The organism is Candidatus Bathyarchaeota archaeon (assembly GCA_026014725.1).
GTDB lineage: Archaea > Thermoproteota > Bathyarchaeia > Bathyarchaeales > Bathycorpusculaceae > Bathycorpusculum.
Map to the genome: position 1 here is coordinate 1 of JAOZHV010000044.1, position 14,394 is coordinate 14,394.

15 protein-coding genes and 1 tRNA gene are annotated in these 14,394 nt (G+C 43.8%); 8 read left to right on the top strand and 8 right to left on the bottom strand.

Translation table 11 applies throughout. The features are described from left to right. Positions 1-283 (top strand): hotdog fold thioesterase (locus NWE95_07490; GenBank protein MCW4003737.1); only part of this gene is annotated, 283 nt, incomplete at its 5' end. Positions 284-518: 235 nt separating this feature from the next. On the opposite strand, the gene NWE95_07495 is transcribed toward NWE95_07490, so the two are convergent. Continuing rightward, the gene (locus NWE95_07495; protein MCW4003738.1) at positions 519-1,208 is read right to left on the bottom strand and encodes a diphthine--ammonia ligase; all 690 of its coding nucleotides are present in this window, start codon (positions 1,206-1,208) and stop codon (positions 519-521) included. Between the two features lie 239 nt (positions 1,209-1,447). On the opposite strand from NWE95_07495, the gene NWE95_07500 reads away from it, so the two are divergent. Then, positions 1,448-1,523: transfer RNA gene (locus NWE95_07500), tRNA-Cys, on the top strand. A 76-nt stretch (positions 1,524-1,599) separates the two neighbouring features. Here the strand turns inward: NWE95_07500 and NWE95_07505 are convergent. The 4 genes from NWE95_07505 to NWE95_07520 all read right to left on the bottom strand — a co-directional run bounded on the left by NWE95_07505 (position 1,600) and on the right by NWE95_07520 (position 3,793). After that, positions 1,600-1,869, bottom strand: coding sequence for a hypothetical protein (locus NWE95_07505; GenBank protein ID MCW4003739.1), 270 nt, complete (start codon positions 1,867-1,869; stop codon positions 1,600-1,602). Positions 1,870-1,908: 39 nt separating this feature from the next. Next, a complete protein-coding gene (locus NWE95_07510) occupies positions 1,909-2,433 on the bottom strand; it encodes a hypothetical protein (protein MCW4003740.1) in 525 nt (174 codons plus the stop codon). Between the two features lie 282 nt (positions 2,434-2,715). Next, positions 2,716-3,090: a PadR family transcriptional regulator gene (locus NWE95_07515; protein ID MCW4003741.1), complete on the bottom strand. Its 375-nt coding sequence runs from the start codon at positions 3,088-3,090 to the stop codon at positions 2,716-2,718. 283 nt (positions 3,091-3,373) lie between these two features. After that, the gene (locus tag NWE95_07520; protein MCW4003742.1) at positions 3,374-3,793 is read right to left on the bottom strand and encodes a small multi-drug export protein; all 420 of its coding nucleotides are present in this window, start codon (positions 3,791-3,793) and stop codon (positions 3,374-3,376) included. 287 nt (positions 3,794-4,080) lie between these two features. On the opposite strand from NWE95_07520, the gene NWE95_07525 reads away from it, so the two are divergent. Together NWE95_07525 and NWE95_07530 are read left to right on the top strand one after the other, a co-directional pair. Next, positions 4,081-5,403, top strand: a complete 1,323-nt coding sequence (locus NWE95_07525; protein MCW4003743.1) for an alkaline phosphatase family protein — start codon at positions 4,081-4,083, stop codon at positions 5,401-5,403. A gap of 178 nt (positions 5,404-5,581) precedes the next feature. Next, positions 5,582-5,836 carry a hypothetical protein gene (locus NWE95_07530; protein ID MCW4003744.1) on the top strand — a complete coding sequence of 85 codons (255 nt, stop codon included), beginning with the start codon at positions 5,582-5,584 and terminating at the stop codon, positions 5,834-5,836. 80 nt (positions 5,837-5,916) lie between these two features. Here the strand turns inward: NWE95_07530 and NWE95_07535 are convergent, their stop codons facing one another. Further along, positions 5,917-6,420: a DUF3795 domain-containing protein gene (locus tag NWE95_07535; protein ID MCW4003745.1), complete on the bottom strand. Its 504-nt coding sequence runs from the start codon at positions 6,418-6,420 to the stop codon at positions 5,917-5,919. Positions 6,421-6,531: 111 nt separating this feature from the next. Between NWE95_07535 and NWE95_07540 the strand changes: the two genes are divergently transcribed. The 4 genes from NWE95_07540 to NWE95_07555 all read left to right on the top strand — a co-directional run bounded on the left by NWE95_07540 (position 6,532) and on the right by NWE95_07555 (position 10,615). Next, the gene (locus NWE95_07540; protein MCW4003746.1) at positions 6,532-6,699 is read left to right on the top strand and encodes a hypothetical protein; all 168 of its coding nucleotides are present in this window, start codon (positions 6,532-6,534) and stop codon (positions 6,697-6,699) included. A gap of 105 nt (positions 6,700-6,804) precedes the next feature. Then, positions 6,805-7,866: a ketol-acid reductoisomerase gene (ilvC, locus tag NWE95_07545; protein MCW4003747.1), complete on the top strand. Its 1,062-nt coding sequence runs from the start codon at positions 6,805-6,807 to the stop codon at positions 7,864-7,866. 107 nt (positions 7,867-7,973) lie between these two features. Next, positions 7,974-9,332: an SLC13 family permease gene (locus NWE95_07550; protein ID MCW4003748.1), complete on the top strand. Its 1,359-nt coding sequence runs from the start codon at positions 7,974-7,976 to the stop codon at positions 9,330-9,332. Positions 9,333-9,382: 50 nt separating this feature from the next. Then, positions 9,383-10,615 (top strand): SDR family oxidoreductase, encoded by a 1,233-nt coding sequence (locus NWE95_07555; GenBank protein MCW4003749.1) that lies wholly within the window; start codon positions 9,383-9,385, stop codon positions 10,613-10,615. Between the two features lie 2 nt (positions 10,616-10,617). Here NWE95_07555 and NWE95_07560 read toward each other — a convergent pair whose 3' ends face one another. Together NWE95_07560 and NWE95_07565 are read right to left on the bottom strand one after the other, a co-directional pair. Beyond that, positions 10,618-11,658: a HesA/MoeB/ThiF family protein gene (locus NWE95_07560; protein MCW4003750.1), complete on the bottom strand. Its 1,041-nt coding sequence runs from the start codon at positions 11,656-11,658 to the stop codon at positions 10,618-10,620. A gap of 780 nt (positions 11,659-12,438) precedes the next feature. Continuing rightward, entirely contained in the window at positions 12,439-13,818 is a 1,380-nt protein-coding gene (locus NWE95_07565) for a hypothetical protein (GenBank protein MCW4003751.1), read from the bottom strand. Positions 13,819-14,394: the final 576 nt, after the last annotated feature.

Genomic DNA, 14,394 nt, shown 5'->3' on the forward strand with positions numbered 1-14,394 from the left:
AGTTGAGAAACTGCACACAAACGCTTTGGGCTTCACGCATGGCGGCGCAATCTTTTCGCTAGCAGACTACGCTTTCGCTCAAGCATGCAATTTCGGAGACAACGTTGCAGTGGCTGTGGAAGTCAACATCAATTACCTCAAACCCTCAGTAGAAGGAGACACGCTAACGGCGGAAGCAAACAGAGTTTCAGATGGCAAAACTATGGGCTTATACCACATCACCGTGCGCAACCAAGACAAAATGATCGCATTTTTTTCAGGATTAGCATTCAAGAAAAACTAGTTCTTATATCTAAACGCTCCGCAAGCAACGCCTGGGCGGTGATCCCTCGAGCATAAAGGAACACCTTTGACGTTTTCGAAGTTTGCGCAGTTTACACAGAACTCTTGAGACGCTGCATCGCCAGATTTGGGCGTAAATTCTACGCAACCAACAGATGGACCAGAATGGTTGGCGCATAATGCAACTTTATCAATGCATCTTCGGTCTTCTAGGTTTCGGCAGTCTTTACAACTTTCTAATTGAATTGGCTCTCACCTCCTGAATTAGCTAAGGAGATTGCTGTGGGTGACAAAACGTAGGCTTTGCCGATGTGCTCTTTTGTGGATTGCGAGATTTTGATGGCGTGCTTAAAGAGTGGTGCATCTAAGGTCATGGTGTGGTATTCGCCGATTTCTCCACACATGTCCATGCCGAATCGTTCGTTTAATTGTCCTAGCTCTTGCACGCTTTGCTGATCTATGGTTCTGCCTAGCCAGCTTTCGCTAAACCAGGGCTGTTTGACGCAGGTAAAGATTACTTTGAAGCCGCTAGACAAAAGTTCGCTGAGGATTTCTGACCGTTTCAGACCCCAGAGTGGCTTTATCACTTTTATGCCTGTGCCTTCGCAGACATCGTCAATCCAGTTGCCGTGGAAGCTGTCAACGTATGAGATGTCGCCTGTTACGATTGCTTCTATACCGTATTCTTTCTTTAGAGCTATCATGGCTTCTTTGTATGCTTCGAAATAAGGTTTTTCAAGCTTGAACCACAGGAAGGGGATTCCGAGAGCTTCAGATTGGAGCTTAATTAATTCTAAATCATGGGCGCTGGAGGGCGTTTGCCACAGGAAAGTGACAAGGTGAGCTACTTTGTGACCGCCTTTTATGGCTTTATAACAAGCGAGGGCTGAATCTTTTCCTCCCGTCCATAGTGCTGCAACTTTCAATTTTTCAACCTTCTTTCATTCTTTTATCCAATTGTAATGTTAATAGTAATATAACTAAAAATATAAATAGTTAACGGAGAAAAAAATAAACATTTATCTAAATATTTTCATTTTACCTAGTCAATCATAAAATTGCAACACACAGAAAAAATGCCTCCACCACCAAGCGGTAACAGCAACCAAAACCCACATGGAACCAACAATATTTTTATGTCGCGACTCAAACCTTAAGTCACGATGCTGGGGTGGCCGAATGGTTCAGGCGACAGCCTGCAGAGCTGTTATATATGGGTTCAATTCCCATCCCCAGCTCCACACATTGGAAGATTCAATTCCCCGCTCCATTTTCGACCCCCAAGCTTTTGCGACTATTTTTGCTTTGTATGCTCGTCTAACGAGGGTTTTTCAGTGGGTTTGAGTAACTTGAATTTTCCGTCCCCAGATAGTGGAAGCGTGGGTGGTTTTTACGGATGGAGGGCCAGTGGTCACTAAATGAATGGTTTGGAGCCATTGCAATGGCGTAGCTTTTTATGCTGATTTCTGGCACATCAGGGTTCGTTTTATGTACTTCCTTAACTATGTCAGAAGCGGTGAATACTTCAACCTCTAGGCGGTCGGCTGCTTCAGCGACCAATTGCCAAATCGGTTTTCCGTACTTCAAATCTGCCACCAATAACTATGCCTATTCAATTCAGCCAGCTCAACGTCCAGTTATCACGATGGCAACACTAAACTGCGAAATCCCCCTTACGCTTGATGCGACAGTTAATGTTAGCGTTGCCGCAGTTGATTGTTGACTGGCTAAAGTTACATTCTCTTTGTCCCATGTTATTGTTATTGATTCAGCAGCCTGTGTGGGAGCCCAATTAGTTGTTGACATATTCAGCGCTAAAGGAGTATTCTGTGTATTTTTAACATACAGAGTTCTTTTAACCGAGCTACCAGGTGAAAACGACCCCCAATCTATAGACGTCAAAGGCTGAGTGCAAGCGCTGTCCGAATAGATACCTACATTGGTTGGTATCACGCTGCCTCCTGGCTGGTCCACCGTATTTGTGCTTGGTGAGGGAAATGTTTGACTTGGCGCCTCAGTAGCAGTTTTGTTTGGTGGCGGCTGCTGCTGAACTGTGTCGGTTTTATTTGTTTGTGGAACATTATCCGAGGCAACCGGCAAATTTGTTTTACCAAAACTTAGCAATCCAGCGGCTGCGATTATGAGAGTCAATAGTGCTACAATAATTGCTATCCGAACTACTCGTATTATGCTCCTCCCTTTCCCGCCAGAGAACAACTGAGCCTTTCTCCAAAAAATGTAGGTCACGCCTATATATAAGTGGGTTAGTGGCAATTCCAACAATAGCTGAAGAATTTCTAAAACGAAAAAATGGCATGTGCAAAAACAAGCGGGCTACTGCATAGGTTTTATCGAGAAAATCTGGAGTGGCAATACCGAATTTGCAGGATGAGAAATGCTAATCGCCCATGCTGAAAAGCGAATGGTTAAGTCTTATTTGTTAAGAGTGTAAATAGAAGGCGGAACGTGGATTCTCTCGATGACTATTGGGTTTATTTTTTGGCAAATTACTATTAACGATTCCTCTGTTAAGCTTAGGAGGCATTTTCCAAGCTCTGTGAGTTTGTATATTTTGCGAGGTCTCTCAGACTCCATGTTCCAAGCGCTTTGGACGTAACCTTGCTTTTCTAGTTGCCCAAGCAAGGGGTAGATTGTGCTGGGGCCAAAGTAGATGCCGAAGCCTTTGCGGATGTTTGTGATTAGTTGATATCCATACATGCTCTCCTTTTGGAGGTACTGGAGGATAATCATATCTAAGAGGCCTTTTGCAATTTTTGTCTGTGTGTCTTTTCGGTTTATAGCGTTCATCTCTTATCTTTCCGATGAAAGTTTGCGCTTACCAATCGCTATTGTCTACATAAAGGCTTGCACATAACCCAAGCATAATAGAACAATAAGTGTACAACACAAATACAGAATTTTTTTAGAGTTAACCCCGCTAAACCGTGAGTAGAGGCAGATAATATTACAGAAGCGTATTGTATGATGGTTGCGCGCATGTTTGTGGCATAACTAACGCGAAAGGCAAACCACATTAGCGCCTAGTAGCATCCATAGTAAGCTTTCTACACTTACTCAAAAATAGTTTTCTTTAAGATAGCAAAACTTTGAAAATGCCCAATGCGATGCCTAGAAACGCTGTTGCAACTATAACTATTGCAACAAAGAGTGCAGGGTACAGTTTGCTGGGTTTCATACCCACCAGTCTGCCAATTATTGCCAGCTGCATCGGGGAAAGAACGAAAATGCCCATTATTATGCCAATCCAGCCGTACTTATCGATAAGTTTTTGGCCTCTGGCAAGCCTCTTCTCAAGCCAGTTTTTCAGACCCTTCTTCCATTCCAGCAACCTGCCTATCAAGAAACCTGCGATGAATACTGATGTAAAATTTATGATTATTGCCGCTGGGTAAACTAGTAATGGGTCATGTCCGATGCCAACGCCGTACAAGATGCCTGCACCGCATTCGAGTGTCATGCATAGGACTGTGAAAATTAATATCTCGTACACTTGTACACCCATCAAGTTAGAGATGTCTAACTAAGTTAATATTAGTTTTCTTGGGAGTTAAACCTAAAAAAAGGTATTTTTTCTTGCTGGCTTCTTGAAAGAAGGGAGAGTTTCTCAGATTTTTGAACATGCTTGAGGCTTAGTCAAGATTTCTTGACTAAAAAATCGCCATTTAGTCAACAATTCTTTACGAAAAGGCTTTTACTAGACGCTGAACAAGCAATTGCAATGAATGGTGTGGAAACAGGGGAAATGGACATTATGGCAAAAGCGGTTAGGGCGGTCTGATGTTAGTTCAACGGCTTGAATCTATACAGAAAACAAGCACCAGTTTTGTGCATCCTCAGTACGGCAAGAACTGCATCTCGGCGATACCAAACACTATACTTCACCTGTTTGGGGCAACCAACCAAAAAATACGCTTGCCCCTCGAAGGGTCAGCTGTCCATGATAAGATTAACAAAGTAGTGCTTGTAATTATTGACGGTTTTGGATTCAACAAGTTCCTGAATTATCACAGCGGAGACCGCTTTTTAACTAGCCTCATCGACAAAGGCGAAGTGTATCCCCTCACAAGTGTTTTTCCTTCTCAAACAACCAATGCCCTAACAACCCTAAACACGGCTTTAACTCCTCAAGAACACGGGCTTTTTGAGTACTTTATCTACCTCAAAGAAGTCGGTGTAATTAACGCCATGCAGTTCCAACGCTTAAGCGCTAAAAATCAAAAAGGACTAACCGCCGAAGGCTTTGACCCAAGCATTATGCTGTTGAAGAAACAAACAATCCACAACACCCTGAAAGACAAAGGGGTCAAGAGTTTCGCGCATCTTCGTGCATCCAACGCAGTTAACGCTTGTTCGAAACTAATTTTTCAAGGAAGCAAAATAGTGCCAGCCACGAATGCGTATGAATCAATCGTTAGCTTAAGAAAGAACTTGCAGAAAAACAGTGGTGAGAGCGCCTACTTTTTTTTGCATCTCGATACGCTTGACACTGTTTCTCACGACTATGGTCCCGGAAGCTTCGAGTATTATGCGGAGTTATCTTTGCTGACTCGTTTATTGTACAGGGAGTTAGTGCAAAAGACAGATGCTAAAACTGCCAAAGAAACGCTACTGCTGGTAACCGCTGACCACGGCGGTGTAGACGTGAACCCAAATGAGACAACTTACATCAACCTTTTGCCTAAGTTGTTGAATTTTCAGGTGGGGAAAAACCGAAAACCGATTTTGCCTCTTGGTAGCCCCCGAGAAATCTTTCTGCACATCAAGGAAAGAAAGCTTGTTGAAACAAAGCAATGGCTGATACAAAAAATTGGTCACAAAGCCAAAATCATTGAAACCAGAGAAGTTGCTGAGAAAGGCTTGTTTGGCTTAGACCCTGCAAGGACGGAGATTCTTGAGCGAACAGGCAACCTGATGATTTTGCCCTATGGAGACCAAACAGTTTGGTTTGAGAATCCTGAAGGCAGAAAGATTAGTTATCTTGGGCAGCATGGAGGACTAAGTGAAAAGGAAATGCTTGTTCCTTTTGCGGTGGCACAGCTAAACAGCTTAAAAGACAGCGTACAAAAGAACTGTGCACCAGTCCCAACCGCAACCAATTAAGGTACGGACTAAACACGTTTTTTTGCGGTTTTTTCTGTTTGCGAAGCGGAGTATGCCAGTTTGCCAATTGCAGTGAACAAATAAGCAAACATTGCTTTGCCATTTGAGCGAAAAATTTTTAGCAAAAATGGTTATTTTCAGCGGGTGCAACTTCGGGTGTCACCAAGAGTGCACAAGAATGTTTGACAATAAATATATGAAGAACAAGTTCAACGCAGTCTCGCCAACCATCAGAGACACCAAAGTTAAGGCTGCCCCGCAGAGCAAGGAACCCCTGACTATACGATGCACGTGCGGAGCAAAAATCTTAATTGTTCCAGACATAGCAGCCATGAACCTTGCAATTCAAAAACACAAAGCCGAACATAAAGAGGCTGATGAAGGGTTTTTAGTTCAACAGATACTTGAAACGTTGGCAAAAAGAAAAAAGTAAGCTAAAGAGGAGGGGTTAATTCTTTTAGTTCACCCTAAACTCTTCTCTATTGTTTTCACCAAAACTTTTGCATGCCTGCCTCAGCGATTGACAGATAGCCTATTTTTTGTGGGCACCCATCGAGCCTTGTCCCATTGTGACTTTCCAACTTTTTTAATGGGTTTTTCTCCCTGATATCCGCAAGCATAGCATTTTCCGTCATGCACCGAAATTACGTCGCCGCAGTTTGGGCACTTGTATTTTTCAGTTTGGTTTTTGAGGAATGTGTCTATGCCTTTTTCTTTTATCATTTTTTGGTTTTCAACCATGCTCATGCTGTAACGTGCTTGGTAATGAGCGTCTAGTTTGGCTAAGCGTTCGCAGGGCATGTTTTGGCATTCGTAGCAGAATCGGATTTGCTTTTTTCGTATTTTTTCGCAGTTTCTTTTGATGAAGGCGCAGTTCTTATCTCTTATATTGCAGCCTAAGCAGTGAGATACTTCGCCTTTCTTTTTGGGCACGCCCCGCGAGTAGGCGAGATAGGCTTTGCAGATTCCGCAGTTCATGCCGCATGGCGCGATAAGGTCAGGGGTGAATTTACTCATGTCTGGTATTAGGTTAAAGTTTGGACTTATGTTTTATGCACATGAAGGCGGCGAAAGACAGAAATCCAGCCAAAATGTAATGAAAAATGGGTTAACTGGAGCTACTGGTGTTTGAAGAGGAAAAGCAGCATAGAGGTCAGTGAATCAGAAACTTTTGCCTCTTATGATGAAAAGTTGAGACAGAAGTACGGTGATAACTGGCTAGGCAAGGGCAAGTGTACTGGACTTGAGTTTAAACGTTGGTTAGCGTTGCGTGATGATAAAACTGAAATTCCATGATGCCGATGGTTAACGCATGCTTTAGGCTATAATTATCCCTTGTTTTCATAACATAATTCTTAATTATCCCGTCTGCTAAATGGTGTGGCTGAAGGTGTTATTTAAATGGTGAAAATGGATTTCGGAGGCGTCCAAGAAGACGTCATCACCCGTGAAGAGTTTCCAGTGGCGAAAGCCCAACAAATCCTAAAAGACGAAGTCGTCGTCTCCCTCGGATATGGCATACAAGGTGCAGCCCAATCATTAAACATGAGAGACAACGGCGTAAAAGTAATCATTGGACAGGAAAAAGAAGGCATTTTCAAGAAAGAATGGGACAAGGCAGTTGCAGACGGCTGGGTTCCAGGCAAAAACCTCTTCCCGCTTGAAGAGGCAGCGAAAAAAGGAACCATCAAAATGTTCTTGCTCACTGATGCTGGACAAAAAGCAGTATGGCCAAAAGTGAAAGCCACCCTAAAGAAAGGGGACGCACTCTACTTTAGCCACGGCTTTAGCATAGTCTACAAGGAGCAAACAGGCGTCATCCCACCCAAAGACATAGACGTCATCCTTGTTGCACCGAAAGGCAGTGGAACCAGCGTCCGCAGAAATTTCCTTGACGGAAGCGGCATAAACAGCAGTTTTGCAGTCTTCCAAGATGCAACAGGAAAAGCATGGGACCGCGCCAAAGCACTCGGCATCGCCATCGGCTCAGGATACCTGTTCCCAACAACGTTTGAGAAAGAAGTCTACAGCGACCTCACAGGCGAACGTGGCACACTTATGGGTGCATTGGCAGGTATACTCGAAGCCCAATACAACACGTTGCGCGCTCATGGTCACAGCCCGAGCGAAGCCTTCAACGAGACCGTCGAAGAACTCACGCAGAGCCTAATCCGCCTAGTAGATGAGAATGGCATGGACTGGATGTACTGCAACTGCAGCGAAACGGCACGCATCGGCGCCTTAAGGTGGAAAGAACGCTTCCGCAGTGCAACTCAGCCAGTGTTTGACAGCCTCTACGAACTGGTCGCTACTGGAGAAGAAACACGCATCGTACTGGAGAAAAGCAAGGCACCTGATTACCGCGAAAAACTTGCGTGTGAACTAACCGAGATGGGTCAAAGCGAAATGTGGCGTGCAGGAAAAACCGTGCGCTCGCTAAGACCTAAAAAGAAGCAACAATAAGCTTCTCCTATTTTTTATTATTAGGCTTTTTGTGAGTTTTTATTGTTTGGTTAGCTTAAGCTTTTATACTTGAAAGAAGCGCTTGCAGAATAACTGCGGGGCTCTGTTTGGACTACGTTGCATTCGCTGCGTTGGTCATATTTGCGATTACGTTGTTTTTGATGATTAAACGTCCATGGGGTCTGCGGCTTGGCTACGCGGCTGGCATCGGCGCAGTGACTTCGCTTGTTTTGGGCACGGTGAGTTTAGGGCAGGCTGCGCAGTCGTTTTTGGACATTTGGGACGCTGCATTAGCGTTCATTGGCATTGTGGCGTTGTCGGTTATTTTGGACGCTATGGGCTTTTTCAAGTGGGCTGCCCTGCGCGTCGTGAGGTTGGCCAAGGGAAGCGGTGTTCGACTGTATTTTTACGTGTCTTTGCTGACGGCAACAGTCAGCATTCTTTTTGCCAATGACAGTGCCGTGTTGATTTTAACGCCGATTGTGCTGGAAATCATAAGCGAACTCAAAATCAACGAAAAGGGCAGGTTAGCATACCTCTTTGCAGCTGGGCTCATCGCGGACACCGCGGCTATGCCGCTGATTACTAGTAACCCGATTAACATTTTGAGCGCGGACTTCTTCGGCTACACCTTCATTGACCACTTGGTGTTTATGGGTCCAATCGCCATAGCTACAATCGCGAGTAGTATGTTGCTGGTTTTTTTGTTTTTTAGGAAAAAGATTCCCAAGACCTACGATGTGGCGTTGGTTGACATGTTGGCTTCAGGCTCTTCACCGATTACGCCTAAAATGCTGAAGGTTAGCCTTACAACTCTGGTTGCTATTGATGTTGGTTACATTATTGCTTCGCTTAGCAGGATTCCTGTTTCTTTAGTGATTGTTGCCGGCGCAGTTTTCCTGCTAGTTGTGTACTGGGCTAATCTGAGAAATGGGCTTTTCATTAAAGCAGAGCGCAAGGGGCTGTGGAGTTTGGCAAAAGACATCAACTGGGACATTGTGCTTTTCATGTTAAGCATCTTCCTTGTGGTTCAGGGGCTTACAAACGCGGGAATCACCGAACTTTTGGCTTCGGCGTTCGTGTCTGCAACCGCATTGCCCTCGGTTTTGGCGGTTTTGGTCCCAAGTTTGATTGTTACGATTGGTGCAAGCTTCATGAATAATTGGCCCATGACAATCCTTGGATTATTCACAATTGAACACGTAGCCTTGACTGCGGGGCTGGGCGGTTCAGCGTTGACGGGGCTGGTTTTCTCCAACATAATTGGCAACAATTTGGGGCCTCACTTTTTCCCGTTGGGCTCGTTGGCGATTTTGATTTGGCTGGAAACCATGAGGCGCAAGGGCGTGAACATCAGCCTTTGGAGTTACCTAAAAGTCGGCGCTGTCTTGTCAATTGTAGAAGTGGTTGTGGCTTCGATTGTTCTGTGGGTTGAGCTGGGGCTGCTTGGTTTTAAGTTATTTTAAATACAAATTAAACAATAACTACGCAACCGTTAAAGAGAGGATAGCTGAAAATGATACTTAGCAAAGGAAACCTAAGTCAAGATTTGCTGAAGGGAGAAATTGCTATCATAACTGGGGCTGGGCGGGGAATAGGTTTTGAAGCGGCAAGAGCTCTTGTCTGGCTTGGCGCAAAAGTGGTTATAGCAGAAATTAATGAGAAAAATGGCAAGGCATCTGAAGAAAGCATCAACAAAGAGTTTAGTGCTGACAGTGCGCTGTTTGTTAAGACTGACATTGGCAGCGAAAAAGACATTGATAAACTGGCTGAGGTAGCGCTAAAAAAGTATGGCAAAGTTGATATCGTCCTAAATAACGCCACAGTTTTTCCAATGGGCGCCGTTAAGGATACTCCGATTTCATCTTGGGACTTTAGTTACGGCGTGAACCTGCGTGGTCCTGTTCTTTTAGCTAAAAAGTTTTTGCCTCAAATGCTGGAGCGCAAACACGGTATTTTTGTTTGCGTTTCATCCTCGGGCGCTGCACCTTTCATGGGAGCCTACGAAGTTTTCAAAACCGCCCAGGTTGAGTTAGCGAACACTATCTCGGCAGAAGTTGACGGCACAGGAGTTTATGCTTTCACTATTGGTCCAGGGATTTCCCGCACGCCCGGCTTCATGGAGGGAGGAGCCAAAGTTGCTACGCTGATGGGGATGAGTTTGGATGAACTGTTTGAGTTAAACAAGAACGCTCAGATTTCTCCTGAGGCTGCAGGCGCAGGGTTTGCCTTAGCTATTGCTTTTGCCAAAAAGTATCATGGTCAAGAAACAAGTTCCATTCAGGTGCTAAGAGAGGCAAAAATTCCCTTTGAAGAAGGGCAAGAAGCTGAATTGCCACAGCCACAACCAAGGCGAGAGCAAAAAGTGCAAGTCACCAAACCAAGTGAAAACAGAAGTGCAGTTGAACTCTACGAGGCGGTTATTAAGACGCATATGGAGCAGTCTGAGGGCTGGAAGAAACGCAACTTGTTTGAGCGTCAATGGGTTTCAAGAGACTTCAAGAAAAACACAGGCATTACAATTGACGAGATGCAAACGACTTTGAGGGCTTTAGGAAACAGTTTGAAAACTGAAGCTTCAACGGCAGAGTTTATAGAGCCAGTGAAACAGTTAGCCGCTTACTATGCACACCAACAAGACCAATTAAGAGGCTTTGAGAAAAATCAGCAAAAACTGGAGGAAAATCTCAAAATCATCGACGGTTGGATAAAGGATGCAAAGGCATTAGAGCAGGCACTTAAATTTTAAGCTTAGCTTACCTCAAGTTTCTTTAGAATCTCACGGTAGGTTGCCAGCGCCTGTGTTTCGTTTGCTACGCCCTTTATGAGCATGCGTCCCCCATTAAACAAGCTGATCTCGCACTCTTTATAATCAAACATCAAAGCCAACTGCGATTTCAGCCTCACGTTGAAGTGTTTTTTTACTGTTGGGTACGCCTGTTCTATGTTGAGTTTTAGGGGTTTTTCTGGGTTAATGTTTGCTGTGTTTTTTCCGCAGAGCCAAACGAGCCGTTCGCCGCCTGCTAGGGCTTTTGCTTCGCCTTGGCAGACTGGGCAGCGAGTGTTTTTTGAGATGTCTATGGTTGTGAAGTCCATGTCGCTGAGGTCGCAGACCATGAGTTTGCCTTTGAGGGTGGTGCCGACGCCTGTGAGGAGTTTGATGGTTTCGATGGCTTGCAGGGTGCCGATTACGCCGGGGGTTGCGCCGACGACTCCGCGTGTACTGCACGTCATTAAATCAGTGTCTTTTAGGTTTGGCATTAGGCATTCGAGGCATCCTGTTTCTGGCGGAGCGAAAACGGAGAGGTTGCCTTCGATTCCTATGGCAGCGCCAAAAACGTAGGGGATTTTTTGTTTGACGCAGGCGCGGTTTACGGTGTAGCGGGTCATCATGTTGTCTAATCCGTCAACGACACAGTCCACGCCAGCTAAGAGCCGTTGTGCGTTGGTTGGGTGCAGGTTTTCAGGAACCGCCTCAACCGTGATTAGCGGATTGACTTTTTGGAGTCGTTTTGCGGCGGCTTCCGCTTTAGGATAGTGCAAATCGTCTGGGGTGTAGAGGATTTGGCGGTGCAGGTTGTGGGCTTCTACAGTGTCTTGGTCAATTAAGCGTATGTAGCCTACGCCTGAAAGTGCAAGGTAGAGTGAGGTTACGGTGCCAAGTCCGCCTACGCCTGCAACTGCAATTTTTGCTTTTGAGAGTTTTTGTTGTCCCTTCTCGCCTAGTTCTTTTAAGGTGACTTGTCGACTGTAGAATTCTTTAGCGAAGGCAGTTTTTTCTTTGACATCCAAACCTTGATTCCTCATCTGGAAATGTTGTTAGTTTGTGTTATATTTGCCTTTACTGCGGAACTACCTTTCAAATATTTCCCTAACACACTCGCAACCATCCATATTAACGGCAGACTCGATTTCTTCTGCATCAAGCGTTTTAGATAGTTTGCTGTTGAATCGATGATTTCGAGGCGTTTTTTTGTGGCTTCGATTTTATCGCAGTTGCGCAAGGGATTGAAACGCGGCAGGATAGGTTTCTCCGAGAAAATGGGTTCTGCTATAACTATCGTGCTTGCTACTTAATATTTAAGTTATATTCTTTGGGTACAGCATTCTTTTTTTAAAAAAAAGGTAACTCCTGCATTATTTTCTGTATCTTATAAGTATGAAGAGGTCGCCAGCTAGCATAGCCACAAATGCAAATAATGGATAATTAAGTAATGGGGCATGTATGCCTGTAGGTGTATATTCTATAGGGCCGCTATAAGGATTCGAAAAATAAATAAAAATATCGACTTGTTGAACGATTTTTCCATTAAGCGTAAAAAGTACAAAAAGTATTGATAGGAGTAATAAAAAGCCCATAAGTATATTAAAAATTAATGTATTCCTGCAGGTTTTATTCATAGAGGAATCCCTGAAATCTTAATAGTGCTTACTTGTATAAAATTTTTCCTATCTTCATTGCTAGCTATTTTCGGTTTTGAATTTATGCGGTAAGTCGCCGCCTTCTACGAAGGTGTATTTCTATTTGTTTTATAGTTTTTTTTTTAAAAAAAAAGTGGGGGGATAGGCGTTTTAGCTATCTGTCCATGTATACCACGCGGTCCTTTCTATATCATATCCACATGTCATTGCATTGATACTAACGCTTGTGTTGTATGGTGGGTATGGGAACCAGTATGTAAATTCCTCAGTTCCGCCGTAAAAATATGTGTAGATACTAGTACCCCAGTAGCCAATTGTTATAGTGTGCATAATATTGGGGTTTAGGTAATAAGCAAAGTTTGTCGTACCAGCGTAATCACCATCTATCCAGACATCAGCAGTAACAGGGAAATCCATATTGTCATATGCATACAAGAATACTACGGGCGTTCGTACATACCAATCTGAGTATGGAGTAGCGAAAGCATGTGTCAATGCGAAGGGTGTATTTGTCCATACAAAGAACTGATAGCAGCCATTAGAACTTGTAGCATCGTACCATGTAGTGCCACGGTAAACCATAATATCGCTACTCATAACAGGATTGTATATGTTCACTCCAGCCCAAGAATTGTCATACCCATTACCGCCAGGACTTATTACCTCAAAAAAGTCCCATCCATCTACAAGTCGCGTCTGCTGAAGGTAATCAGAGTAGCCATGGGTTTGTGTATACATTAATTCCCAGTTATTGGCATTCCTGTTCCAGAAGTAAGCACACCATTCATCCTCATCTAGCCAGTATTGGATCTCGGCGTAATAGTACGGTCGATCTGTTGCACTGTCAAAAATGTATTCGGTATCTGACATAGTGAAATATACATTCGTCCATCCATTGCCACTACCATATTTCCACTCGTAGAAATCGAAAATCCTGACCTCAAAACCGTTATAACCACTTGATTCGTAGTACCAATATCTAGTGCTTACTTCTAGAGGGCATGGTTGAGGTAGTGTGATTGTGGGCGCGTAAAGAGTTTTATCTTCGTCAGGAGTCGAACCCAAATCAAGGTTTACACTTATGGCTTGTTCGGCGAATCCGCCTTTTATCATATAAGAGTGATCAAATCCTGTCCCCCAAGCTGAATGCCCACTAGGTATTGGGTCAGTGTCTTGTTCTACTCTTTCATATATTGCTTGCATTTTATCTGCGGTGGATTTATCCCTAACTAACAGATTTGCGTCATTTTCAACCGCTTTTACTGTGCGACTTATATCCTCATCAGAAAGAATCGCTTCTATCTTTTGCAAAGCCTCCTCTGAATAATCTATGTGTGGAGGATTCCTCGGCGGTAAATCTAGATTGGTCTGTTTTTGCGACCTCGTGTAAAAATCTGGCGCTATGTAGGCTTGAGATGGATCTGTTAAGGGTGTCGGCGTTGTGTCATTCTTATCTTTTTCACTAACAGCATTTATTGTTGGACACAAGACGAGCATGGACAATAAACTTAGCAAAAGAACCAGTGTCAAAACAATTTTTAGCTTAGAATTTTATTCGTTCTCAACCTCCTTCCTTTTTAGGGTGGAAATGTCTTGTTTTCCACTAGCCACACTTATTGTTCACCCAAGGTGCACAAGCGGTGGCATCCCAGAGCAGTGAGGACTCTGGCTCGTAAACCTATTTTTTAACATTAGCGTTATATAATTTACGAAGTTCATAATTTTAGAATTATTTGTGCTACAATAATACACTTTCATAGGAAAAATTATTAAGTATCCATTAAGAGGAGCCAGTGTTTATTGCCCTTTGCAGTCTTTGGAAAACCACGGGAGACTAAAGTTTAGTATTACCGTGATAAAGAAGAACATGCAGGGAAAGTTTTGGGCAGGTGAAAAATGTCATATGGTGCTGAAAGTGTCGTCAATAAATTGTGAAAGACCACGGGATAAATCAGAGGTTAAATCCAGCCGTAATGATGTTTGATTGGAACTGGTTGTTGCCTCTAAACAAAGCCTATTGTAAGTAGCTTGTGTGAACAAACAAAGCGGCTAATAATAGATTAACACAACCGCTGCTTTGATTATTTTTAACAGGCGGCATCCAGC